25 protein-coding genes are annotated in these 23154 nt (G+C 62.3%); 12 read left to right on the top strand and 13 right to left on the bottom strand.

Annotation, left to right across the window (positions count from 1 at the left end):
* From AC3ISG_RS09745 to AC3ISG_RS09735, 3 genes are all read left to right on the top strand, one after another.
* Entirely contained in the window at window positions 1–1095 is a 1095-nt protein-coding gene (locus tag AC3ISG_RS09745; protein WP_489299490.1) for an ABC transporter substrate-binding protein, read from the top strand.
* A gap of 61 nt (window positions 1096–1156) precedes the next feature.
* Window positions 1157–2500: an aminodeoxychorismate synthase component I gene (gene pabB / locus AC3ISG_RS09740; protein WP_489299112.1), complete on the top strand. Its 1344-nt coding sequence runs from the start codon at window positions 1157–1159 to the stop codon at window positions 2498–2500.
* A 666-nt stretch (window positions 2501–3166) separates the two neighbouring features.
* Window positions 3167–3901 (top strand): phosphoadenylyl-sulfate reductase, encoded by a 735-nt coding sequence (locus AC3ISG_RS09735; protein WP_489299111.1) that lies wholly within the window; start codon window positions 3167–3169, stop codon window positions 3899–3901.
* A gap of 116 nt (window positions 3902–4017) precedes the next feature.
* Here AC3ISG_RS09735 and cysB read toward each other — a convergent pair whose 3' ends face one another.
* The 5 genes from cysB to AC3ISG_RS09710 all read right to left on the bottom strand — a co-directional run bounded on the left by cysB (window position 4018) and on the right by AC3ISG_RS09710 (window position 8017).
* Window positions 4018–4992: an HTH-type transcriptional regulator CysB gene (cysB, locus tag AC3ISG_RS09730; RefSeq protein ID WP_122534560.1), complete on the bottom strand. Its 975-nt coding sequence runs from the start codon at window positions 4990–4992 to the stop codon at window positions 4018–4020.
* Window positions 4993–5144: 152 nt separating this feature from the next.
* Window positions 5145–5639: a universal stress protein gene (locus tag AC3ISG_RS09725; RefSeq protein WP_122534559.1), complete on the bottom strand. Its 495-nt coding sequence runs from the start codon at window positions 5637–5639 to the stop codon at window positions 5145–5147.
* Between the two features lie 94 nt (window positions 5640–5733).
* Entirely contained in the window at window positions 5734–6654 is a 921-nt protein-coding gene (locus AC3ISG_RS09720; RefSeq protein WP_489299110.1) for a 5'-nucleotidase, read from the bottom strand.
* A 46-nt stretch (window positions 6655–6700) separates the two neighbouring features.
* Window positions 6701–7669, bottom strand: a complete 969-nt coding sequence (locus AC3ISG_RS09715) for a putative 2-dehydropantoate 2-reductase (protein WP_489299109.1) — start codon at window positions 7667–7669, stop codon at window positions 6701–6703.
* 12 nt (window positions 7670–7681) lie between these two features.
* Complete coding sequence (locus AC3ISG_RS09710) at window positions 7682–8017, bottom strand: YbbN family protein (protein WP_205482939.1); 336 nt, start codon at window positions 8015–8017, stop codon at window positions 7682–7684.
* 212 nt (window positions 8018–8229) lie between these two features.
* On the opposite strand from AC3ISG_RS09710, the gene AC3ISG_RS09705 reads away from it, so the two are divergent.
* The gene (locus tag AC3ISG_RS09705) at window positions 8230–9306 is read left to right on the top strand and encodes a 3-deoxy-7-phosphoheptulonate synthase (RefSeq protein WP_163022030.1); all 1077 of its coding nucleotides are present in this window, start codon (window positions 8230–8232) and stop codon (window positions 9304–9306) included.
* Between the two features lie 65 nt (window positions 9307–9371).
* On the opposite strand, the gene AC3ISG_RS09700 is transcribed toward AC3ISG_RS09705, so the two are convergent.
* A complete protein-coding gene (locus tag AC3ISG_RS09700; protein ID WP_065988521.1) occupies window positions 9372–9653 on the bottom strand; it encodes a GNAT family N-acetyltransferase in 282 nt (93 codons plus the stop codon).
* Window positions 9654–10286: 633 nt separating this feature from the next.
* Here AC3ISG_RS09700 and oprI point away from each other — a divergent pair.
* The gene (oprI, locus tag AC3ISG_RS09695; RefSeq protein ID WP_003199355.1) at window positions 10287–10538 is read left to right on the top strand and encodes an outer membrane lipoprotei OprI; all 252 of its coding nucleotides are present in this window, start codon (window positions 10287–10289) and stop codon (window positions 10536–10538) included.
* A gap of 90 nt (window positions 10539–10628) precedes the next feature.
* Here oprI and AC3ISG_RS09690 read toward each other — a convergent pair whose 3' ends face one another.
* The 4 genes from AC3ISG_RS09690 to AC3ISG_RS09675 form a co-directional block, all read right to left on the bottom strand.
* A complete protein-coding gene (locus AC3ISG_RS09690; protein ID WP_122534554.1) occupies window positions 10629–11597 on the bottom strand; it encodes a L,D-transpeptidase family protein in 969 nt (322 codons plus the stop codon).
* Window positions 11598–11680: 83 nt separating this feature from the next.
* Window positions 11681–11977 carry a hypothetical protein gene (locus AC3ISG_RS09685; RefSeq protein ID WP_122534553.1) on the bottom strand — a complete coding sequence of 99 codons (297 nt, stop codon included), beginning with the start codon at window positions 11975–11977 and terminating at the stop codon, window positions 11681–11683.
* Window positions 11978–12048: 71 nt separating this feature from the next.
* Entirely contained in the window at window positions 12049–12507 is a 459-nt protein-coding gene (locus tag AC3ISG_RS09680; protein ID WP_122623154.1) for a thiol-disulfide oxidoreductase DCC family protein, read from the bottom strand.
* Between the two features lie 120 nt (window positions 12508–12627).
* Window positions 12628–13233 (bottom strand): arylesterase, encoded by a 606-nt coding sequence (locus tag AC3ISG_RS09675; protein WP_122534551.1) that lies wholly within the window; start codon window positions 13231–13233, stop codon window positions 12628–12630.
* Window positions 13234–13243: 10 nt separating this feature from the next.
* Between AC3ISG_RS09675 and AC3ISG_RS09670 the strand changes: the two genes are divergently transcribed.
* Together AC3ISG_RS09670 and AC3ISG_RS09665 are read left to right on the top strand one after the other, a co-directional pair.
* Window positions 13244–13927: an ABC transporter ATP-binding protein gene (locus AC3ISG_RS09670; RefSeq protein WP_065988527.1), complete on the top strand. Its 684-nt coding sequence runs from the start codon at window positions 13244–13246 to the stop codon at window positions 13925–13927.
* Entirely contained in the window at window positions 13927–16440 is a 2514-nt protein-coding gene (locus AC3ISG_RS09665) for an ABC transporter permease (RefSeq protein ID WP_489299108.1), read from the top strand. Before AC3ISG_RS09670 ends, AC3ISG_RS09665 begins: the two co-directional genes overlap by 1 nt.
* Before the next feature lie 79 nt (window positions 16441–16519).
* Here AC3ISG_RS09665 and greB read toward each other — a convergent pair whose 3' ends face one another.
* Together greB and AC3ISG_RS09655 are read right to left on the bottom strand one after the other, a co-directional pair.
* The gene (gene greB / locus AC3ISG_RS09660; protein WP_122534795.1) at window positions 16520–16993 is read right to left on the bottom strand and encodes a transcription elongation factor GreB; all 474 of its coding nucleotides are present in this window, start codon (window positions 16991–16993) and stop codon (window positions 16520–16522) included.
* Between the two features lie 101 nt (window positions 16994–17094).
* The gene (locus AC3ISG_RS09655) at window positions 17095–18078 is read right to left on the bottom strand and encodes a GlxA family transcriptional regulator (RefSeq protein WP_489299489.1); all 984 of its coding nucleotides are present in this window, start codon (window positions 18076–18078) and stop codon (window positions 17095–17097) included.
* Window positions 18079–18343: 265 nt separating this feature from the next.
* On the opposite strand from AC3ISG_RS09655, the gene AC3ISG_RS09650 reads away from it, so the two are divergent.
* Both AC3ISG_RS09650 and AC3ISG_RS09645 read left to right on the top strand, forming a co-directional pair.
* The gene (locus tag AC3ISG_RS09650; RefSeq protein WP_489299107.1) at window positions 18344–19522 is read left to right on the top strand and encodes a GGDEF domain-containing protein; all 1179 of its coding nucleotides are present in this window, start codon (window positions 18344–18346) and stop codon (window positions 19520–19522) included.
* A 24-nt stretch (window positions 19523–19546) separates the two neighbouring features.
* A complete protein-coding gene (locus tag AC3ISG_RS09645; RefSeq protein ID WP_489299106.1) occupies window positions 19547–20071 on the top strand; it encodes a GNAT family N-acetyltransferase in 525 nt (174 codons plus the stop codon).
* 32 nt (window positions 20072–20103) lie between these two features.
* On the opposite strand, the gene AC3ISG_RS09640 is transcribed toward AC3ISG_RS09645, so the two are convergent.
* Window positions 20104–20310 carry a hypothetical protein gene (locus tag AC3ISG_RS09640; protein ID WP_122534546.1) on the bottom strand — a complete coding sequence of 69 codons (207 nt, stop codon included), beginning with the start codon at window positions 20308–20310 and terminating at the stop codon, window positions 20104–20106.
* 284 nt (window positions 20311–20594) lie between these two features.
* Between AC3ISG_RS09640 and AC3ISG_RS09635 the strand changes: the two genes are divergently transcribed.
* The 3 genes from AC3ISG_RS09635 to AC3ISG_RS09625 all read left to right on the top strand — a co-directional run bounded on the left by AC3ISG_RS09635 (window position 20595) and on the right by AC3ISG_RS09625 (window position 23068).
* Entirely contained in the window at window positions 20595–20948 is a 354-nt protein-coding gene (locus AC3ISG_RS09635; RefSeq protein WP_122534545.1) for a hypothetical protein, read from the top strand.
* A gap of 435 nt (window positions 20949–21383) precedes the next feature.
* The gene (locus AC3ISG_RS09630; RefSeq protein ID WP_122534544.1) at window positions 21384–21866 is read left to right on the top strand and encodes a DUF2938 family protein; all 483 of its coding nucleotides are present in this window, start codon (window positions 21384–21386) and stop codon (window positions 21864–21866) included.
* Window positions 21867–22006: 140 nt separating this feature from the next.
* On the top strand, window positions 22007–23068 hold the full coding sequence (locus AC3ISG_RS09625; RefSeq protein WP_489299105.1) for an SDR family oxidoreductase: 1062 nt from the start codon (window positions 22007–22009) through the stop codon (window positions 23066–23068).
* Window positions 23069–23154 lie beyond the last annotated feature (86 nt).

Below are 23154 nucleotides of genomic sequence, written 5' to 3'. Positions count from 1 at the left end.
ATGCGGCAGCTCGGCATGCCGCATTTGCTAAGAGGCTTGCTGACGAGTGTGCTGCTGGTCAGCCTGAGTGCCAGCGCCTTCGCTGATGCGGGCGACGCTGGCCAGAACATTCAGGCCGGTCGGCTGAAACCCGGACAGGTGCAGGACGATGACGGCCAACGTATCAGCCTTCCCACCGAACCCGCGCGCATCGCCGACGCCTGGTATGCCCATCACGTGCTGCTGATGACCCTGGGCGCCGGTTCGCGCATTGTCGCGACGGTCAACCATCCCGAAAGCCAACCGTGGATGTTCAAGGTCCTTCCGTCACTCAACCAGGTCACGGCCATCCAGGGCACCGCGTTTAATGCCGAGATTTTGCTGGCGGAGCACGTTGACCTGGTGTTCACCGCTCTCGGCGATCGGCAGGCCATCGCCTATCGACAGTTGGGCCTGCCGGTCATGCAGATGGGCTACACCGACCTGGCCGGGCTGAAACGCTCGATGCTCAACACCGCCAGAGCCCTTGGCGGCAGCGAGCCCGGCGCGCGCGCCCTCGCCTACAATGGATTTCTGGATCGACAGCTGGCGGCGGTCAATCACGTAGTGGCGGGTATTCCGGCGGAGCAGCGGCCCAAAGTGCTGCACATCGCGTCGGTCAATCCGCTAAAAGTGGACGGCGCCGATACGCTGATCGACGACTGGATCAAGCTCGCCGGTGGCCGCAATGCCGCGACGGGGCTCAAGGGCAATCTGCAGATCGTGTCGGCTGAGCAATTGCTGGCGTGGCAGCCGGATGTGCTGATCCTCGCGGCGGCCGCGGGTGATTTGAATCAGGCAGCGCAACCGCAGTTGCTGAACCAGCTTGATGCCGTGCGCAACGGGCGCGTCCTGCGCAACCCGGCCGGGGTGTTCCCGTGGGACCGTTACGGCACCGAAGTGGCGCTTCAGCTGGCGTGGGCAGCGCAGCAGTTGCACCCGGCGTTGTTTCCGGACGTCGACATGGCGGCACAGACGATGGACTTCTACCGGCGCTTTTTCGATTACCCGCTGACGCCGGAGGATGCCCAACGAATTTTGCACGGCGAGCCGCCAGCGACTGCGCCTTCCCCCTAGGACTCGCCCTTGGGGAAGACTACAATCGCCGTCCTCGCGCACTGACTGATCCACGCCTCGCATGCCAACTTGCTCCGTACACCCGCTGCCCTATCACGCTGACCCGAGCGGTTACTTCGCCCGCGTGCGCGCTGCACCGGGCGCTGTGCTGCTGGACAGCGGTCGCCCGACCGCGGACCGGGGCCGCTTCGATCTGCTCAGCGCCTGGCCGCTGGACACCCTGCAGCCGGTGGCGGACGAATCCGGCGCGGTCTTTCTTCAGCGCCTGCGTGAATCACTGGCGCGCCTCGGTGACGCCGACCTGCCCGAGCACAGCGCGCTGCCGTTCGCCGGTGGGTTGATCGGTTATCTGGCGTACGACTTCGGCCGTCTGTTCGAACCTCTTCCCGATCAAGCCATCGACGACTTGCACCTGCCCTCGGCCCGGCTGGGGCTCTACGCCTGGGCGCTGATCAGCGATCACCGCGAGCACACCAGCCAGTTGGTGTTTCATCCTGCCCTTGATCAGGCCGAACGCCAGCGCCTGATCGCGCTGTTCGAGCAACCGGCGGCGAAACGGGATGCATCGTTCGAACTGACCGCGCCCTTCGCGCCGGACATCGATCCCGAGCAGTACCGACAGGCCATCGCGAGGATTCACGCCTATATCCAGGCCGGTGACTGCTACCAGGTCAATTTCGCCCAGCGTTTTCGCGCGCAGTACCTCGGTGATCCGTGGGCGGCGTATCAAGCGCTGCGAGTGGCCTGCCCCACGCCGTTCGCCGGGTATCTGGCCCTGCCGGAGGGCGATGCGGTCTTGAGCCTGTCGCCGGAGCGGTTCGTCAAAGTCAGTCAGCGTCAGGTGGAGACCCGGCCGATCAAAGGCACGCGGCCGCGCGGGCGGGATGCCGATGAGGACGTGTCGTTTGCTCAAGAGCTGCTAGCGAGTGCGAAAGACCGCGCCGAGAACCTGATGATCGTCGACTTGCTGCGCAACGATCTGGGCCGGACCTGCCGGATCGGTTCTGTAAAGGTGCCGGAGCTGTTCAGCCTGGAGAGCTATCCCAACGTGCATCACCTGGTCAGTGCCGTCACCGGCGAACTCGCCGACGGTAAGGACGCGCTGGACCTGATTGGCGGCAGCTTTCCCGGCGGCTCGATCACGGGCGCGCCGAAGATCCGCGCCATGCAGATCATTGACGAACTGGAGCCGACTCGACGGGCGCTGTATTGCGGTTCGTTGATGTACCTGGACGTGCGCGGCAGCATGGACAGTTCCATCGCCATCCGCAGCCTGCTGGCCAAAGACGGCCAGATGGCGTGCTGGGGCGGCGGCGGCATCGTCGCTGATTCGCAGTGGGAGGCGGAATATCAGGAAACCTTCACCAAAGTGCGGGTGCTGATGGAGACCCTTGAGGGGTTGTGAGCCGCGTGGCGGGTGCGGATGGACCGACTCTCGATTGCGCAGACACCGCGCCGTTGGACGGCGAACACGGTCCATGTGAGAGCAAGCTTGCTCACGAAGAAGCCGGTACATCCGCTAAATTTCTACCGGCAGGAATGCAGTCTTCGCGAGCAAGCTCGCTCCCACAGGATCGTGGGTCGCCTCAGTATTCCGGCCCGTTCGTGGGACTTGTGGGAGTGACCGGGGTGGCGCTCCACCTTGCTCACGAAGACGCCAACACAGCCAGCTACTTTCTCCGGGAAATGACAGTAAGCATTCGCGAGCAAGCTCGCTCCCACAGGATCGTGGGTCGCCTCAGGATCTCGGCCGGTTCGTTGGACTTGTGGGAGTGAGCTTGCTCACGAAGAGGCCAGGACAGCCAGCCACTTTCTCTGGGGAATGACGGTAAGCCTTCGCGAGCAAGCTCGCTCCTACAGAATCGTGGGTCGCCTCAGAATTCCGGCCGGTTCGTTGGACTTGTGGGAGTATCAGCGTCGGTCCCAACCCCACCCTCTGCACCCATTGCTCAGCACTCAGCTTCCAACCCAAAGCAATCCGGCGCTTTCAGCCAAAAGGCGCGATGTTTTTTGTTACCATCTGCGCCATTACGAGCGCCTAAGCGCCAGCCCTGATCAGGAAGCCGCCCAGATGAACCACCCTTTCGACGTCGACGACAGCGCCGCCACCTTCGCCAACAAATCCCCGTCCGACATCCTCAAATTCGCCTTCCAGCACTTCGGCGAAGACCTGTGGATTTCCTTCAGTGGCGCGGAAGATGTGGTGCTGGTGGACATGGCCTGGAAAATCAACAAGAACGTCAAAGTGTTCAGCCTCGACACTGGCCGGCTGCACCCGGAGACCTATCGCTTCATCGATCAGGTCCGCGAGCAGTACAAGATCGACATCGACATCGTCAGCCCCGACCGCGAAAAGCTCGAGCCGATGGTCAAGGAAAAGGGCTTGTTCAGCTTCTACCGTGACGGCCATGGCGAGTGCTGCGGGATCCGCAAGATCGAGCCGTTGCGCCGCAAGCTGTCCGGCGTGAGCGCCTGGGCCACCGGCCAGCGTCGGGATCAGAGCCCGAGCACGCGTAACAACGTCGCCGTGGTCGAAATCGACAGCGCGTTCTCAACCCCGGAGCGCACGCTGTACAAATTCAACCCGTTGGCCCAGATGAGCAGCGCCGACGTGTGGAACTACATCCGCATGCTCGAACTGCCCTTCAACACCCTCCACGAGCGCGGCTTCATCAGCATCGGCTGCGAACCCTGCACGCGTCCGGTCCTGCCGAATCAGCACGAACGCGAAGGCCGCTGGTGGTGGGAAGAAGCAACGCAGAAGGAATGCGGGCTGCATGCCGGGAATATGATCGCGAAAGAATAGAAAAGCAGCTTCAAGCCTCAAGCCTCAAGCCTCAAGTCGCAAGAGAACGGCGGTCCGCGTGAGGTCTGCTGTTTCTCGCAGCTTGAAACGTGCCGCTTGAAGCTGAGGCTCGCCTCTCAATGCTCCGGCAGTTCAACCCCGGCAAACAGCTCTTCCAGTTCCTGCTTGTTGTGGCACTGAATGGCCTTGGCCATGACGTCGCGGGTCAGGTGTGGTGCGAATTTTTCGATGAAATCGCACATGAAGCCGCGCAGGAAGGTACCGCGGCGGAAGCCGATCTTGGTCACGCTGGCTTCGAACAATTCGCTGGCGTCAAGCACCACCAAATCGCTGTCCAGCTTCGGGTCGACGGCCATTTTCGCGACGATGCCGACGCCTAATCCCAATCTCACGTAGGTTTTGATCACGTCCGCATCGGCGGCAGTGAACACCACCTTCGGCGTCAGGCCGCGGTGGCTGAATGCTTCGTCGAGTTTGGAGCGGCCGGTGAAGCCGAACACGTAGGTCACGATCGGGTATTCGGCGAGAATCTCAAGGGTCAGCTTCGGCACCTTGGTCAGCGGATGGCCCTGGGGCACAACCACACAGCGGTTCCAGGTGTAGCACGGCATCATCACCAGATCGCCGAACAGCTCCAGCGCTTCGGTGGCGATGGCGAAATCGACCGTGCCGTCGGCGGCCATTTCGGCAATCTGCATCGGCGAGCCCTGATGCATGTGCAACGCGACGTCCGGGTACTGCTTGATGAAATTGCTGATCACCGGGGGCAACGCATAACGCGCCTGGGTGTGGGTGGTGGCAATCGACAGCGTTCCCTTTTTCTCGTTGGAGAATTCCTGGGCGATCTGCTTGATGCTTTCGACCTTGCGCAAAATCTCGCCGGCGGTAGTGATGATGCGCTCCCCTGCCGGGGTGACGCGGGTCAGGTGCTTGCCGCTGCGGGCAAAGACTTCAACGCCCAGCTCGTCTTCCAGCAGGCGGATCTGCTTGCTGATGCCGGGCTGCGAGGTGTAGAGGCTTTGCGCGGTCGCTGAAACGTTGAGGTCGTGGTGCGCCACTTCCCAGATGTAGCGCAATTGTTGAAGCTTCATATGTATCCCTCAAAGCCGGAAGACGCCACGGGCATCAGCGACGGTATATAACTGGATTATTGGTCAGGAAGGCAAAGCTAGAACTTTTTATCACTTTTATCCGGTAATGGCACGCAGCTTTTAACGCCCTTGGCACATTCCCCGGAACGCGATCACGTTTGTGTACGACTTTGCAGCATCGGCACCATGTACACCGGCACATCGGACAGTTGCAGGACACGCGCCGCCGTCCGGCCAATCGGCGTATCCCCCTCCCCGCCGTGGCTGCGACTGCCCACCACGAGCAAATCGACGCCGAGCAGGCGCGCCTGATCAAGTATCACATTGGATGGGTCGCCCTGGACCACGCGAACGCTGCGGATCAGCGACAGGTCCTCATGCCCCTCGCCCAGCTCCTCGCGAAAACTGGCCATCACCCGCGCCTCAATACCGTCGATGACCGTATTGACGCCCTCGCTGTGCAGCGCTTTGAGCACGTCTGCGGCGAGGTAACTCTGCAGCACGGACTCGGCGAACACGCCCATCGGCTCAACCACATGCACGACGTGCAGTTCGGCATCGAAGGTACGCGCCAGAATCAGCGCATGCTGCAGCGTGTACGGCGCATAAGCACCAAGGTCCGTGGCGTAGAGCATCGAGCGGATCATGGGACCCCCGGTCTGCCATTGAAGTGAAGACTTCATCAGCGTAGCAGCGCGTCGCGCACTCCGACGGCCGGCTGCTGCTTTTCGGTCTAACGCGTCAGGGTTTTAGCTCGTTGCTGATGCCGTGGGGCACGTGCCCGGTCGCCACGACGTCGCGCGCGCGCTCACAGTGGCCAGGCTGATCGTCGAAGAACACGTCCGCCGCGAAGGCTTCGAGAAAGGCCGATTTGTCCAGGCCACCGAGAAACAGCGACTCATCCAGACGAATGTCCCACTCGCGCAACGTACGGATCACCCGCTCGTGAGCCGGGGCCGAGCGCGCAGTCACCAAGGCCGTGCGAATCGGGCAGGATTCTTCGGGGAATTCACGCTGCAGGCCGTTCAGCGCCGCGAGAAAGGGTTTAAACGGACCGCCGGGCAATGGCCGTCGTGCCGCCTCGCGCTCGTTGGCCTGAAACGCCTCGAGCCCGCCGGACTGATACACGCGCTCGGACTCATCGGAAAACAGCACGGCGTCGCCGTCGAAAGCGATGCGCAGCTCGGCACTGGCCGCGCGACGAGCGCCTCCGGAGAGGATGGTCGCAGCGGCAAAGCCCGCGTCCAGCGCGGCGCGTACGTCTTCGGCGTGGGTCGATAGAAACAGGTGACTGCCAAAGGCCGCAAGATACGGAAACGGACTGCGCCCGCCGACGAACGCCGCGCGGGAAATGTCGAGGCCGTAATGCTGAATCGAATTGAACACGCGCAAGCCGGTGTCGGCGCTGTTGCGGGAGACCAGCACTACTTCCACCCGGGACTGGTTGAGGCTGGCATTCAGGCTCAGTAGTTTTTCCACCAGGCGGAACGCGTCACCGGGCTCGAGGATTTCATCTTCGTGGTCGATCTGATACTGACGATAGGCCGCGACGCCGCTGGCCATGTAAACGTCATGACTTTCGCGCAAATCAAACAGCGCCCGCGAGGAAATCGCCAGCACCAGCTTGCTCCCCGGGGTTTTAACGTTCAGCTGAGTGCTCATCAGTTTTCCTTGCAGCGGGAGGTGGGCAGGCGTACGGCAATGGCCGTCAACGATTGCCGCGATCAATAAACGCCAGCGCGTGATACAGGGCGCGCACTTTGGGCATGTCGCAGCCGGCGGCAAGCGCAGCCGCGAGGGGCCGGGCGTAGATGGCATCGAGTTCCAGCGGGCGTTTTTCGGTGAAGTCGTGGTACATGCTCGGCCGGTAATCCGGCATATGGCCGGTGACCTTGAGCAGTTGCTCGGCATAGCCCGCCGGCAGCACATGCCCGCACGCTTCGGCGCCCTGCACCACTTCCGCCATCAGGCCCTGGATCAGCGCGCGACTGTCGGGGTCGGCCATCAGCGGCGTGGTGCTGGCGTCAAGCAGCACGGAAAGCCCGTTGTAGGGCACGTTCCACACCAGTTTCTGCCAGCGTGCCTTGTCGAGATTGTCCATCGCCACAGAGTCGATGCCGGCCTGATGAAACAGTGACGCCCCCTCTTCGACCCATTTCCCGCGTGTAGCCGTATCGGCCGGCCCACTGTGGTAGCCGATATTCACGGCGCCAAAGGCCTGGTGGGTGATCCGGCCTGGCCCTGTTCGATGCACGCAGACAAAACACAGGCCGCCCAATAGATGAAGGGAATCCGGTAACTCGGCGCGCAGCTCTTCCTCGACACCCAACCCGTTTTGCAGCAGCAGAACCCTGGCGTCCGGCGCCGCAGCCTGGACGATGGCAGGCGCGACGCCACCGTTGCCGGTGGTCTTGGCCCCGATCAGCAGCCAGTCGCAGGGCGGCATGTCGGCGGCGGAGGCGTAAGCCTGGACATTTTCCAGCACTAAAGGGCCGTGCACCTGACTGTCCACGCGCAGGCCGTTGCGGGCGACGGCATCGAACTCGCTGCGCAACAGAAAATGCACATCAAAGCCGGCCCGGGCCAGCATCACGCCGTAGAAGCCGCCGATCGCGCCGGTGCCGATGATGCCGATCCGGGGTGTGGTTGCGCTGTCGATCGCTGCGCTTTCGCTCATGGAAACTCCGCTTCAGGGTAGTTCGTCTGGCGGCGTCGCCAGCGCGTGTCCCAGGCCCGTGACAATGGCGTCGGCGGACATCTTCGTGCGCAGGGGCCCAAAGAAGGCGCCGTCGCGCACCACAAACATCGCCGGCAGGTGAAACACGCCATAGCGTTGCACCGCGCCGCCGTTCTCCTCGGCATCGATCCAGCACAACCGGTCGAGCGGCAAGGATTGCTCGGGCAAATGGTGCCGGGCCCAGCGGCAACTGGAGCAGCCCAGGCTGGTGAAAATCAGCAGTGAGACGCCGGGGAGGTCAAGAAGTTGCTGATCGAGGTCGAAGTCCGTCAGTTGCAATTGATCCACGCGCTTCTCCTCTGAATGATGTTCGGGTGATGCCTGTCGCAACCCAAGACAGGTCAGACAATGCCGCAACCGTTGGACGAAAGCCACGTTTACCCATTGTCGAACCACCGGCTAACGCGCTAAGGTTCGGCTCCCCCGTTGCGCTCAATCATGCTCGGCTCCGCCGCACGGGGACGCTGGCGGCCAGCATCCGTGACCTGATGAGTAACACGATGGCTGATTTACCGATTGACGACCTCAACGTTGCGTCCAACGAGACACTGATCACCCCGGATCAGCTGAAACGCGAAATCCCGCTGACCGCCGCCGCCCAGGCCACTGTCAGCCAGGGCCGCGAAGTCATCCGCAACATCCTCGATGGCAAGGATCACCGCCTGTTCATCGTGATCGGACCCTGCTCGATCCACGACCTCAAGGCCGCCCACGAATACGCCGATCGCCTGAAAGCGCTGGCGGCCGAGGTGTCCGACACCTTGTATCTGGTCATGCGCGTCTATTTCGAGAAGCCGCGCACCACTGTCGGCTGGAAAGGCCTGATCAATGACCCGTACCTGGACGACTCCTTCAAGATTCAGGATGGCCTGCACATCGGCCGTCAATTACTGCGCGACCTGGCCGAAAAAGGCCTGCCGACCGCGACCGAAGCGCTCGACCCGATTTCACCTCAGTACCTTCAAGACCTGATCAGCTGGTCGGCCATCGGCGCGCGTACCACTGAGTCCCAGACTCACCGGGAGATGGCCTCGGGCCTGTCCTCGGCAGTCGGTTTCAAGAATGGCACCGACGGCGGCCTGACCGTCGCGATCAACGCCCTGCAATCGGTGTCCAGCCCTCATCGCTTCCTGGGTATCAATCAGGAAGGCGGCGTGTCCATCGTCACCACCAAAGGCAACGCCTACGGCCACGTGGTCTTGCGCGGCGGCAACGGCAAGCCCAACTATGACTCGGTCAGCGTTGCCCTGTGTGAGCAGGCGCTGAACAAGGCAAAGATCAAGCCGAACATTATGGTTGATTGCAGCCACGCCAACTCCAACAAGGACCCGGCGCTGCAGCCGCTGGTCATGGAGAACGTTGCCAACCAGATTCTCGAAGGCAACCAGTCGATCATCGGTCTGATGGTCGAAAGTCACCTGAACTGGGGCTGCCAGGCCATTCCCAAAGACCTCGCCGACTTGCAGTACGGCGTGTCCATCACTGATGCCTGCATCGACTGGGAAAGTACTGAACAAACCCTGCGCAGCATGCACGCCAAGCTCAAGGACGTATTGCCCAAGCGCAAGCGCGACTGACCTGACCGCAGAAACGACAACGCCGAGCCCATGCTCGGCGTTTTACTGTGTGACGCGCGCCTGGATCAGATCTTGGCCGCCTGCCGCTGGTTGCGCTCCATGTAGCGCTCCACGTAGGAGCACGAAGGGATCACGGTGTAGCCGATCCGGTCGGCATAGTCGAGGGCCACCTTGGTCAAGGCTGCCGCTATCCCACGTCCGCGCAATTCGTTGGGAACGAACGTACGATAGATATCCAGGGTCTCTTTACCCAGGTCCATGTACGTCAGATAGGCACGGTAGCCGTCAATATTGACTTCGAACTGGTGACCGGTCTCGTCATGGTGGATGGACAACGCCTCGCTCATCACTACTCCTCGCGGGTCTTGGAATTGGACCCTTACCTTATCGACATTTTCCCGGCGAAGGAACCTTTACAGGCAGTATGAGAACTATTGCCTCTGCAATAGAGCCTGCTGCAAGAGAGCTGACTGCGCCACCCTGTGCCGTTTGGACACCGCGAAGAGCATCGCTGTTCTCAAACAATTCGAGCACAGGCAAATAGTAGGCGTCCTGGGCAAGTGCGCTCAAGTGAATCAACTGTTAATTGCGCTGCCGCACCTCTGCTGATGTAACCCACGGAACCTGTTGTCGCCAACGAATGTCCACTGAGACGCAACGCCCGGACACCCGTCACTTGAAGGCCATTTAAACGGCCCTCAAAGATGCGCCTGTCACGATAATCGACTATACAAAAAAGGTCGCCCGTACCGCGAAGTCGCCTCGACCGGAGTCACCTGACAGCCATCTCTGCCGGGCGCTTTTTCTGTGCGAAGAAAAAGCGTGAGGAGTTGCACGGAACTCGTTCAAACCCAAGAATTTTCTGCAGATCTTGCGCGCGCTCCGTTTACTTACTACAAACAATGAGTAAGATGTACGCCGGTCATTTTCTCACTTTCGAGAGATGACTAATTTGATAGAAGTCCTTTAAGGGGAACACGATGAACAACGTTCTGAAATTCTCTGCTCTGGCCCTGGCCGCAGTTCTGGCTACCGGTTGCAGCAGCGCATCCAAAGAAACAGAAGCTCGTCTGACCGCAACTGAAGACGCAGCCGCTCGTTCGCAAGCCCGTGCCGATGAAGCCTATCGCAAGGCTGACGAAGCGCTGGCTGCAGCTCAAAAAGCTCAGCAAACTGCTGACGAAGCCAACGAACGCGCTCTGCGTATGTTGGACAAGGCTAGCCGCAAGTAATAATCCCTCGGGATTATTGATAAGCCGATCCGTTAACGGGTCGGCTTTTTTATTGCCTGGCCTTTTTTTGCCAAGCGCCGCAGCGTCGTCTTATTGCAGTGTCATCGGCGCGCCGCCCACCACGGGCGCCGGCGTGGTCGGCACGGCAATCTCGACCGGCATGCCGTCTTCGGCAGCCACTACGTCCCGCACTTCGTCCCAGTTGATCCGCAGGCTGTTGGCCAGGTCTTCACGCTTGAGCAGGGCATTGATCACGGCGGTGTGCTTGTCGACCACCGAAGGCTTGCCGCTTTCGTCCAGCGGCGTGTGCGCTTCCAGGTAGACCTTGCCGCCGCTGACGCCGAACTTGTAGGGCTCGCTCATGATGCGCACGGTGGTGCCCACCGGGACCATGTCCGCCATTTCCAGCACATTGTTGTTGTACATGCGGAAGCAGCCGTGGCTGGTGCGCATGCCGATGCCGAACTTCTTGTTCGAGCCATGGATCAGGTAGCCCGGCAAGCCGAGGCCGAACTTGAAAGGGCCCAGCGGGTTGTCCGGCCCGGCCGGGACCACGTTGGGCAGGATGTCGCCGTCGGCGGCGTGCTCGGCCTTGACCGACGCAGGCGGCGTCCAGGTCGGGTTCGGTGTTTTGGCGGTGACTTTAGTGGTGGAAACCGGCGAACCCCAACCCTCGCGTCCGATACCCAGCGGAAAGGTGTACACCACGTCCCGGCCTTTCGGGTAGTAGTACAAACGGTACTCGGCGAGGTTGATGACGATGCCTTCGCGCGGACCCGGCGGCAGGATGAAACGCGTCGGCAATACTATTTGCGTGCCTGCGCCCGGCAGCCAGGCATCAACGCCCGGGTTGGCGGCGATCATTTCCAGGTAGCCCAGGTCGTAGCGCGTAGCGAGGTCGGCGAAGGTGTCTTCGTACCTGGCGGTGACGGTCTGCACCTGGCCGATGATGTCCTCGCCCGGCGGCGGCAACGGAAACTCCAGGGCGGAGACGGGGCCGGCCGCGCACAGCGCAGCGAGCGACAGACAGCGGGCGAAAGCTGGAATGCGCGACAACATCCGGAGAATCCTTGGTAAGCGGAAGGCTTGATTGTGCGCGATTGTACACGCACCCCTGCGCGTCCGGGAGTGTTCGCGCGGCGTTAAACGCCGGTTTCCAGTTCAGGCCAGATCGGGTGCCAGCCGCGCCGTTGCGCGTCGATGATCGCCCGGCACAGCGGGCACAGCCGCTCATCCTGATAAACCGTCTGCTGGACTTCCGACCAGCGTGGCTGGGCGGGCAGCAAGGTGCCGCACAAGGTGCGATCGGCGGAGCCTGCCAGTTCGAGCTGACGAGCGACCAGATGCACAAGGATTTCCTGGCACGCGAACAGGTCAAGCTGTTCGTCAGGCTCGATCAGTTGATAAGCATAAAGGGACCAGGCAGGACGGCGCGGCATCGGGGGCTCCAGAGCGGGGGCGCCACATTAGCCGAAAGCCCCCGTCCGGAAAAGGCCTGCAAGCCTTTAAATCAGCGGTTTTCGTCTGAGGGTCTGGAAATCGCGCAACGGTCGTCGCGGCATCGACGACTGCCGTCCGGATGAGGCAACCACGCCAGATGGGGACGCCAGCGGCAGAACAAGCGGTAACCGAGGTTCAGCAACGGCCTCAGTGGCCGCCATGACAGCGGCGCAGCCCAGGCGCCGAGGCCGGCAGCCCGCCAGCTCCATAGCGTCGCATCCAGGCCGGTCACCCAGGTGCCATCGCCGAATCGGGCGTGCAGCACAGACTGCATCTGCTCGTGGGTGAATCCGAGCGCCGGGGCATCAAACCCCTCTTCGCTCATGTCGACGAGCTGAAGCCGCGCCTGTGTGGCGTCAGTCGTCGAGTGGGCCGACGCGTGGGCACGCAGGAGTTTGATCTCCCGCGCGCACAGCGGGCAGTCACCGTCGAAGTACAGTGTGAGTGGCCACTGCTCTTTCTTGTACATCTTTTTGGTCCTGTATAGGTTTGGTCCACCATAGGCGCAAACCCGGCCGCTGACAACGAGCGGCCCTTGCGCCTGATGACTGACGCCCTGCCTGTATTGGCCTGATGTTAGCGGCGGCGACTAAAGCAACGGTTTCAGCGCGGGCCAGACGTTATCCAGCAAATAAGGCTGAGCCTGGACGTTGGGGTGAATGCCATCCTGCTGCGTCATGTCAGGCCGGCCGCCCACACCCTCCAGCATGAACGGCACCAACGCGGCATCGGTGGCTTCGGCGACTTTCGGGTACACCGCCGCAAAGGCCGTGGTGTAGCGCTCACCGTAGTTGGGCGGGATTTTCATGCCCAGCAACAGCACCTTGGCGCCGGCCGCTTTGGACTGCTCAACCATGTCAGTAAGGTTTTGTTGCAATTGCGCCGGCGGCTGCCCGCGCAGGCCGTCATTACCGCCCAGTTCGAGGATCACCAGATCCGGTTTGTGCTCGGCAAGCAGCGACGGCAGCCGCGCCTGGCCCCCGGCACTGGTATCGCCGCTGACCGACGCATTGACCACTTTATCCTTGAAGCCTTCCTTCGCCAGGCGCTGTTCCAGCAGACTGACCCAACCGACGCGGGTATCCAGGCCGAAAGCCGCGCTGATACTATCGCCAACGATCAATACCGTGCCTGCCATCGCGCCTTGTGACAACAGCAGCAAACCCAGGCCAGCACTTAAAAACCACGCACGCATCGGATTCTCCATGAGCGAAAGTATTCTCAGTGCTCGGAACCTCAGCAAAGTGGTCCCAAGCACCGAAGGTGACCTGACCATCCTGCACGAACTCTCCCTGGAACTAAACAAGGGCGACACGCTGGCCATCGTCGGCGCGTCGGGCTCGGGCAAATCCACCCTTCTCGGTCTGCTGGCCGGCCTCGACCTGCCCAGCGCCGGCTCCGTCGTCCTGTCCGGGCGCAACCTCAGCGAGCTGGATGAAGACCAGCGCGCCCGGGTTCGCGCCGAACATGTGGGCTTTGTGTTCCAGTCCTTCCAGTTGCTCGACAGCCTGAACGCGCTGGAAAACGTCATGCTGCCGATGGAGCTGGAAGGCCGCAAGGACGCCCGGGATCAGGCCCGGCATCTGCTGGAGCGCGTCGGCCTGGGTCAGCGTCTGACCCACACGCCCCGGCAACTGTCGGGGGGCGAGCAGCAACGGGTCGCCATCGCTCGCGCGTTTGCCGCCGACCCGGACGTGTTATTCGCCGATGAACCCACTGGCAACCTGGACAGCCACACCGGCGAGCGCATCAGCGACCTGTTGTTCGAGCTGAACCAGGAACGCAATACCACCCTGGTGCTGGTCACCCACGATGAGCGCCTGGCACACCGTTGCCGGCGCCTGATCCGTCTCGAGGGTGGCCGACTGGTCGCCCCCATGGAGCCTTGATGGCACGCCTGCCTTTTTCCCGTCTGCTTAGCCTCGCGGCGCGGCAGCTCATGCGCGATGCCCGCGCCGGCGAGCTGCGCGTGCTGTTCTTCGCGCTCGTGGTGGCGGTTGCCGCCAGCACGGCCATCGGCTATTTCGGCGCGCGCCTTAACAGCGCCATGCTGCTGCGAGCGACGGAATTTCTCGGCGCCGACCTCATTCTCGGCGGCTCCACGCCGGCGACGCCTGCGCAGATCGATGCCGGCACGGCGCTGAAGCTGGATCACTCGCAGATCGTGATTTTCTCCAGCGTTGTGGCCACCGACAACGGCATTCAGCTGGCCAGCGTCAAGGCCGTCGATGGGGCGTATCCATTGCGCGGCGAGCTGAAAAGCGCCCCTGCCCCCTACGAAGCTGAAACCGTTGGCGGTGAGCCGCAAGTCGGCGAAGCCTGGGCGGAAGCGCGAATTCTGGTGGCGCTGAACCTGAAGGTCGGCGACAGCATTGACGTCGGTTCCAAGACCTTGAAGCTGACCCGCGTGCTGACCTACGAGCCCGACCGCGCCGGTAACTTCTACAGCCTGACGCCTCGGGTGATGATCAACATGGCCGACCTTGAAGCCACCAAGGTCGTTCAGCCTGGCAGCCGCGTCAGTTATCGGGACCTGTGGCGCGGGACGCCCCAGGACCTCGCCGCCTATCGCAAAGCGATAGAGCCCGGGCTGGCGCCTAACCAGAAAATCGACGATGCCCGGGATGGCAATCAACAGATCGGCGGCGCACTGGGCAAGGCCGAGCGTTATCTGAACATGGCCAGTCTGGTCGCCGTACTACTGGCCGGCGTGGCAGTGGCGTTATCGGCGGCGCGTTTCGCGGTGCGCCGCTTTGACGCCAGTGCCTTGCTGCGTTGCCTTGGCCTGTCGCGCCATGAAGCGCTGGTGCTGTTCGGTTTGCAGCTGGCCATGCTGGGCGTAGTCGCCAGCGCGGCCGGCGCGTTGCTCGGCTGGTTCGCCCAACTCGGGCTGTTTCATTTGCTGGAAAACCTGCTTCCTGCTGCGGTGCCGCCCGGGGGCTGGCTGCCGGCAGTCGCCGGTATCGGCACCGGGCTGGTCGCCCTCGCCGGCTTCGCACTGCCGCCGCTGGCAGCGTTGGGTCGCGTGCCACCGCTGCGGGTGCTGCGTCGGGACATGCTGCCCATCCCGGCCAGCACCTGGCTGGTCTATGGCGCGGCGCTGCTCGCGCTGGGCCTGATCATGTGGCGCCTGAGCCTGGACCTGGTGCTGACCTTCGCCCTGCTCGGCGGCGGCCTGATCGCGGCGATGATACTTGGCGGTGTGTTGCTGCTGGCCCTGAAAAGCCTGCGCCGTTTGCTCGCCGGGGCCTCGCTGCCGTGGCGTCTGGGCCTGGGTCAGCTGTTGCGCCATCCCATGGCCGCCGCCGGCCAGTCCCTGGCATTCGGGCTGATTCTGCTGTCCATGGGGCTGATTGCGCTGCTGCGCGGCGAGCTGCTCGACACCTGGCAAAATCAGCTGCCCAAAGATGCGCCGAACTACTTCGCGCTGAACATTCTGCCCAACGACAAAGACAACTTCGCTGAACGCATGGGCCGCCTGTCGACCCACAGCGCGCCGCTGTACCCGATGATTCCGGGGCGCCTGATGACCATCAATGGCGAGCCGGTGAGCAAGTTCGTCACCAAAGACTCCCGTGGCGAGAACGCCACCCAGCGCGACCTCAACCTGACGTGGGCAGCATCGTTGCCGGAAGGCAACAGCATCACCGCCGGTCAGTGGTGGACCAGCGATCAGCCGCCCGCCGACGGCGTGGTTCCCGGCGTGTCGGTGGAAACCAAGCTGGCCAACAGCTTGAACATGAAGCTGGGCGACACCCTGGGTTTCGTAATCGGGGGTCTGACCCGGGAGGTCAAGGTCACCAGCCTGCGCGACATCAACTGGGACACCTTTCAGCCCAACTTCTTCATGATCTTCCAGCCTGGCACCCTAAAGGACGTGCCGGCCACGTACCTGACCAGCTTCTATCTGGCGCCGGGCAATGATCAGCAGATCGTCGAACTGTCCCGGGCCTTCCCGGCCGTAACGATCCTGCAGGTGGAGGCGTTGCTGGCGCAGCTGCGCAGCATCCTCGATCAGGTGACGATGGCGGTGCAGTACGTGCTGCTGTTCGTGCTGGCGGCGGGGATGGCGGTGTTGTTCTCCGGCTTGCAGGCGACGCTGGACGAGCGAATTCGACAGGGCGCGCTGCTGCGGGCACTGGGTGCGAGTCGCGCATTGTTGACCAAGGCGCGACGCATCGAGTTCGGTCTGCTCGGGGCGGTCAGCGGTGTGCTGGCGGCGATTGGCTGCGAACTGGTGAGCTTTGCACTCTATCGCTACGCCTTCAACCTTGAGTGGCACCCCCATGCCTGGCTGCTGGTGCTGCCGCTGATCGGCGCCTTGCTGGTGGGCGGCGCGGGTGTGTTCGGCACACGGCGGGCGCTGAACGCAAGTCCCCTGCAAGTGCTGCGCGAGGGTTAGCGGTGGCATATGGACATGGGCGGCAAGGCGCCGCTCACGGTCTGCTGAAACCGCCGGACCGGCGACCGCAAGGCCTCGGCTATTTCTGGTACTCGATTTTCGTGATCCACCATTGCTTGCTGCCGGAGGGAACCGGCACCGAGACTTCGTCGTCGACTTGTTTCTTCAGCAGCGCCCGGGCCATGGGTGAATCGATGGAAATGTAGTCCATGCGTCCGTAGATCTCGTCGTAGCCCACGACGCGGAAACGCTTGCTCTCGCCCTCCTCGTCCTCGACTTCGACCCATGCGCCAAAGAACACCCGACCTTCCTGCTCCGGCGAATAGGCGACCACACGCATGTCTTCGAGACGCTTGCGCAGATAGCGCACACGCCGGTCGATCTCGCGCAGCAGCTTTTTGTTGTACTGATAGTCGGCGTTCTCGCTGCGATCCCCCAGGGAAGCGGCCCACGCCACTTTCTGCGTGATATCAGGCCGGTGCTCACGCCAGAGGTAATCGAGCTCCTTCTTCAGGGCGGCATGGCCCTCGACGGTGATTATTTTGGTGCTGATCTCACTCATTCACGCTGTCTCTGCCCCGGGCTGGGTACGTTGTTCTGTTGAGGACGAAGCCTACAGGGTTGGGCTGGCCGAGGGGCAAATCAAGGCAGCGCTCATTTGACCAGACGCTTTTCTTTGGAAGGCCGATAGCCGAAGTACGCGCTGTAGCATTTGCTGAAATGGCTCGGCGAGACGAACCCGCAGGCCACCAGCACTTCCACCTGGGTCAGCTCAGTGTGCTGCAGCAGGCGGCGGGCCTCGGTGATGCGAAGTTCCAGGTAGTAGCGCTGCGGGGTGGTGCCCAGTTGTTCCTGGAACAGCCGCTCGATCTGTCGCCGCGAACGTCCGGCGTACACCGCCAGTTGCTCCAGTTCCAGGGGTTCCTCAAGGTTGGCGTCCATCAGCTTGACCACTTCCTTGAGCGGCGCGCTGACCGTCAGGTGCCGGCTTGGCCTGGTCCGCCGATAACGGGATTCCTCGAAAGCCAGAATGTCCTCGATCCCTTCGATCAACGCCTTGTCGTGCAACGTCTTGATCCACTCCAGTGCCATGTGGAACGCCCCCGCCGGGCTTGCAGCGGTGAGGCGATCACGGTCGATGACAAATGCTTCGCTGGTGACTTCGCTGACTTTGCAGATCTCCGCCAGGGCGGCGCGGTGCTCGGGGTGGATGGCGCAACGGTAGCCGTCGAGCAAACCCGCGGCGCCGAGGAACCAGGCGCCGTTCCACAATCCTGCGAGGGTGATGCCCTGCTCGGCGGCGGTGGCCAGCAGACGCACCAGGTGCTCATCGGCCTTGAGTTCGGTGCGATAACCGCCACAAATCACCAGCAGATCCAGCGCCTTCAGCGCCGACGCGTCAAGCCGCGCGTCAGGCCGGATCACCAGCCCCAAATCGCTGGTTACTTCGCCCTCGTGCACGCCGAACGTCTGCGACGTGAACAGATCGGGGCGCAGCAGGTTGGCCGTTACGAAGGTGTCCAGCGTCTGGGTGAAGGCCGGCAACGAGAAGTGCTCGAGCAGCACGAAACCAGTGCGCGTGCGGGCCGAGCGGCTTCCCTGGTCCTCCTCCACGTAGCGAAGGTTCTTGCCCTTCATGCCTCCGCTGAATGCTCGCCGCTCGATCACTGCCGCCTCGCTTTTGCGTCCCGCCCGGGATGCTGATGGGTTGCTGCGGTTCGCCGCCGTTTGCTGACTCGGAAGACGTTGATCAAACGGGGGCTGGACCGGGTCCGCGCCATTCTAGCGGAACGGCGCCGGGGTTAAAGTTTTGTCGAGGTGGCCGATACAAAACCGCCCGCGAAAAAAAGCCTGCACGCGCTGACACTCGCCCGACCCACCGCCCTTACCCATCAGGCTGCTTATGGCGCTCGACCCGATCACCTTGCTGACGATGACCATCGCCCTCGCTGCAGCCGCCGCGCTGTATCTGGCCGTGGAGTGGCGGACGGTGAGAGGGCCTTCGCTGCTGTTCTGGAGCACCGGCTTCGCCATCATTTCGGTGGGCTCGACCCTGGCGTTGCTGCGCAGCAGCGGCATTCTGCTGATTGGTATCTGGTTCGCGAACGGGTTGTTGGTGACCGCCCACTGGCTCTTCCTGTTGGGGGTTGCGCGGTTTACCGAAACTCGGCTGTCGCGCGCCTGGTACATGATTTTTGCCCTGTGGCTGGGGTTGTTGCTGCTGCCAGACCAGCCGTGGTGGTCGAAAGTGATGCTGGCAGCCAACTCGCTATTAATCTCTCTGCTGATGCTCAAGGCCAGCGGGTTGCTGCGCCCCCATGGCAAGTCCCTGAGCGTCGGCGCGGTGCAGCTGCGCTATGTGCTGCTGGCCCACGGCCTGTTCTATTTTTCCAAGGCGGTCACGGCAGTGATGCCTGGAACGTTGATTGATCTGGCCGCCTTTCGTGGCGCAATCATTCAAATCTCACTGGTCGAAGGGACGATGGCGGTGATGCTGATCGCCCTGTCGATGACCGGCTCGGAGCGTCATCGCCGGGAAAAGCGCATTGCCCGGCTGGCGGCGCGGGATCCACTGACGGCGCTGTACAACCGTCGTGCGCTGGAGATGCGCGGTCAGCGTCTGCTGGAAAGTGTCTCGGCCGCTCGGCCGGGGGCGCTGCTTCTGATGGACGTCGACAATTTCAAGCTGGTCAACGACCTCTACGGTCACAGCGCTGGCGACCGGCTGCTGGTCGAGCTCAGTGAAATTATCCGTTCGGCCTTGCCCAAGGGCGCTTTGGTCGCGCGCCTGGGCGGGGATGAATTCGTGATGCTGCTCAGCGACACGTCCAGCGAGCAAATTCTGGCGCTGGGCCGCACGCTGCGTGAGGCCTTCCACTCGATCGCCTCGGAAACCTTTTCCACGCCCCAGCCGGTGACGCTGAGCATTGGCGCCACCCTGTTCAGCCAACCGCCGCCCAGCCTGGCGGCGTTGCTTGAGCGCAGCGATGCAGCCCTGTATGAATCCAAACGGGGTGGACGCAACCGCATTCAACTGGTAGATCAGAGCCTCGAAGGCGGCAATGCGCTGCACCTGCCGTGAAGGCTCACCGAAGGATCCCTCGCCATGCCCATGAGCAGCGCTCACCTGATCTACCGTGCCACGGCAGTTGACGACCTCGACCGCTTGTTTGCCATCTACAGTGATCCACAAACCCAGCTGTTCAACCCTTCCGGGCCGATGACCGACAAGGCCCAGGCCGCAGCCCTGCTTGAGGGCTGGATCGAGCACTGGCAGACCCATGGCTATGGGTGGTGGGCCATCGCGCGCAAGGAGTTGCCCGAACATATCATCGGATTCGGCGGCATCGGGTTGCATGACTTTTTGGGCGTGCAAAGGGTCAATCTGGGCTATCGGTTCGCCGTCGAGGCGTGGGGACAGGGGTTTGCTACGGAGATGGGCAAAGCGGCGCTGGATTTCGGGTTTTCGAACTTAAAACTGAGGGATGTCTACGGCTACGTGCGGCCGACCCACGCTGCATCCATTCGTGTGCTGGAGAAAATCGGCATGCGCCGTTGCGGCGAGCTCAATGACGTACCGGGTCAGGCCCCGAGCCTGATGTTCAAAGCTGTCACCAGTGCTGCACAGTAAACAATCAGTGCCGCAGGACTAGCGAGAACCCATCAATGGGCGGTCTGCAGGCCGCAGCTGGCGTCAAGTTCATCCCATGGGCGGGCGGCCTCACGGGCATAGCCGCAGGTTGGCAAATGCACGAACGTCGCTTCCCGCTCCGCTTCGCTCTGCCTGGCTTTGCAGGCGCGGCACAGCACTGTGTGGTCGTTCAGCCACCAGTGGGTGTTCCACCGGACCAGATCGTCGGTCACCATCATTGCTTCCCCTCACACTTGCGTACGTATCCAGTTGATTCAACTTGTTGCCGGAGGTTTCCCGCGACATGCATCTGGCTGATCGGCGGTCATTTTTTTCACTCGTTAGGGGCAAATGGGTCCTGCCGCCCCTTGCGCTCCCGCCTTTTACGCACAGACATCAACATCGAATTCGCCTCTGCGCGATGCGGGTTTACCCAACCTTTACCGATCCTAGACGTGGGTTTACACGGATCCGGTGTTTTATACGTCCATGGCGAACCCACTCTTTCGCCAAAGGAGACACCATGATGTCCAAGATGACCCAAGCCTTGATCCTGTCCGGTCTGCTCGCCGGCGCCGGTACGGCGTCCGCCAGCGAACGCAACGTGATTGTGCCTGTCATCGCCGGAGCCGCCGTCGGTGCCGTACTGGCCGCCGTGATCAGTCAGTCGCACAACGATCGTCATGAGCGTTATCAGGATTACCGCCCGCAACCGCGCTATGCACCGCGTTATCAGCCGCAGTACCGGGAGGTTGTCTATGTGCCGGTGCGTGAGCGGGCCGAGTATCGCCGCTTCGCGCCACCGCCACCCCGCGGTTACTACGACGGCGGTTATCGCCGGGGCTTTGATCACGGTCGGGGCAATGACCGGTGGTAAGCACTCAAGCGGACCGTAATGTGGGACCGGCGTGTGGGACCGGCTTTAGCCGGGAAGGCGGCAGGCGTCACGCTGCAAATCTTGCGGTGTTCATGCAGGCCTCTTCCCGGCTGAAGCCGGTCCCACTAAGCAATTGCCTTCACTCAGCGGGATTAGCCGCGACCCTGAATGTGGGACCGGCTTTAGCCGGGAAGGCGGCAGGCGTCACGCTGCAAATCTTGCGGTGTTCATGCAGGCCTCTTCCCGGCTGAAGCCGGTCCCACCAAGGGAATTGCGTGCAGTCGGTGGGACTGGCTGGGTGCCGGTCCTGCAACAAAGCGGCGCGTTCATTCAGTAAAACCTGCCTTGTCTGCACTGCCGCTTTCTCCAACAAAACTGCTAACGTGTCCGGCCATCACTCGCCCATCGACCACTGACAGCACGCAGGGACGGACAATGTTCGAATTCATCTACCTGGCAATCCTCATCGGCATCGGCGGCACTGCGCTGCTGGATCTCTGGGCGTTGTTGCTCAAGGCGCTGCTGGGTTTGCCTACGCCGCCGTGGCACCTTGTGGGCCGCTGGTTTGCCGGGATGCCCAAAGGTCAGTTCGTGCACCCCAAGGGCATCGGCAATTCCCCTCCCGTACCCAATGAGCTGGCGATTGGCTGGTTCATGCATTACACCGTCGGCGTGCTGTTCGCCGCCGCGTTGTTGTTCATCTGGGGTGTGCAATGGGCGCACGCGCCGACCTTTCTGCCGGCACTGATCGTCGGGCTGGTGACCATCGGCGCAGGCTGGTTCATCCTGCAGCCCGGCATGGGTGTCGGCGTGGCATGCAACAAGGCGCCGAAACCGAACGTGGCGCGGTTGCAGAATGTGGTCGGCCATGTGGTCTTCGCCATTGGCATGTATGGCGCGGCGCTACTGGTCGGGTAATCAACGGGAGATTGCCAAGGGGCGCGGTCTGGGGTCGCACCCGACCAATCGAGATGAACCTATGGGCATCGGTGCCGTTCTGAAACCTGAGAGCTGCATCGTTATGAAGCTCGTTCAACCCGATCAAACAGGAGATCCCCATGACCCAAACGGCTTTGGTCGTCGGCGCCAGCGGCATCGTCGGCAGCGCAACCACCCAACTGTTACTCGATAACGGTTGGCAGGTGGCCGCCCTTTCCCGCAGTCCCTCGCAAACGCCGGGCGTGATCCCCGTGGCAGCGGACCTGCAAGACCCGGCCTCGGTCAGACAAGCCCTGGCGGACCTCAAACCGACCCACGTCTTCCTCACCACCTGGTCGCGTCAGGCCACGGAAGCTGAAAACATCCGCGTCAACGCCGCCATGGTGCGTAACGTCCTGGACGCATTGAGCCCGGCGAAGAGCGTCAAGCACGTCGCGCTGGTCACCGGCCTGAAGCATTACCTCGGCCCGTTCGAAGCCTACGGCAAAGGCACCCTGCCGCAGACGCCGTTCCGCGAATCCCAGGGCCGGCTGGACATCGAGAATTTCTATTACGCCCAGGAAGATGAAGTGGTTGCCGCCGCCAAGCGTGACGGTTTCACCTGGAGCGTGCACCGTCCGCACACCGTCACCGGCGTCGCGGTGGGCAACGCGATGAACATGGCGACTACCCTCGCGGTGTACGCGTCGATCTGCAAAGCCACCGGCCGCCCGTTCGTGTTCCCCGGCTCCCGGGTGCAGTGGGACAGCCTCACCGACATGACCGATGCGCGGCAATTGGCCAAGCAGCAACTGTGGGCAGCGACGACGCCTGCGGCAGCGGATCAAGCGTTCAACATCACCAACGGCGACGTGTTTCGCTGGAAGTGGATGTGGGGCCAGATCGCCGAGTACTTCGGGCTGCACCCTGCTGCATTCCCGGAGAAGGTGTCCCCGCTGGAAGAGCAGATGGCCAACGATCAAGGGGCATGGGACGCGCTCGTGCGCGCCCATGGTTTGAAAGAAGCCGACATCAGTCGCCTGATTTCGCCGTGGCACACCGATGCCGACCTCGGTCGTCCCATCGAAGTGGTCACCGACATGTCGAAAAGCCGAGCCCTGGGTTTCAAGGAATTCCAGGCCAGTGACCAGGCGTTCTTTGACGTGTTTGACACACTGCGGGCCCAGCGCTTGATTCCTTGATCGGCCAAACCAGCCACACAAAAACGCAGCGATGATTCGATCATCGCTGCGTTTTTGTATTTAGGCCATCGCTTATCAAAAACGCG

Source organism: Pseudomonas sp. GL_135 (assembly GCF_057834665.1).
The sequence above is the reverse complement of the archived record's forward strand: the minus strand, read 5'-3'. Positions and strand labels throughout refer to the sequence as shown.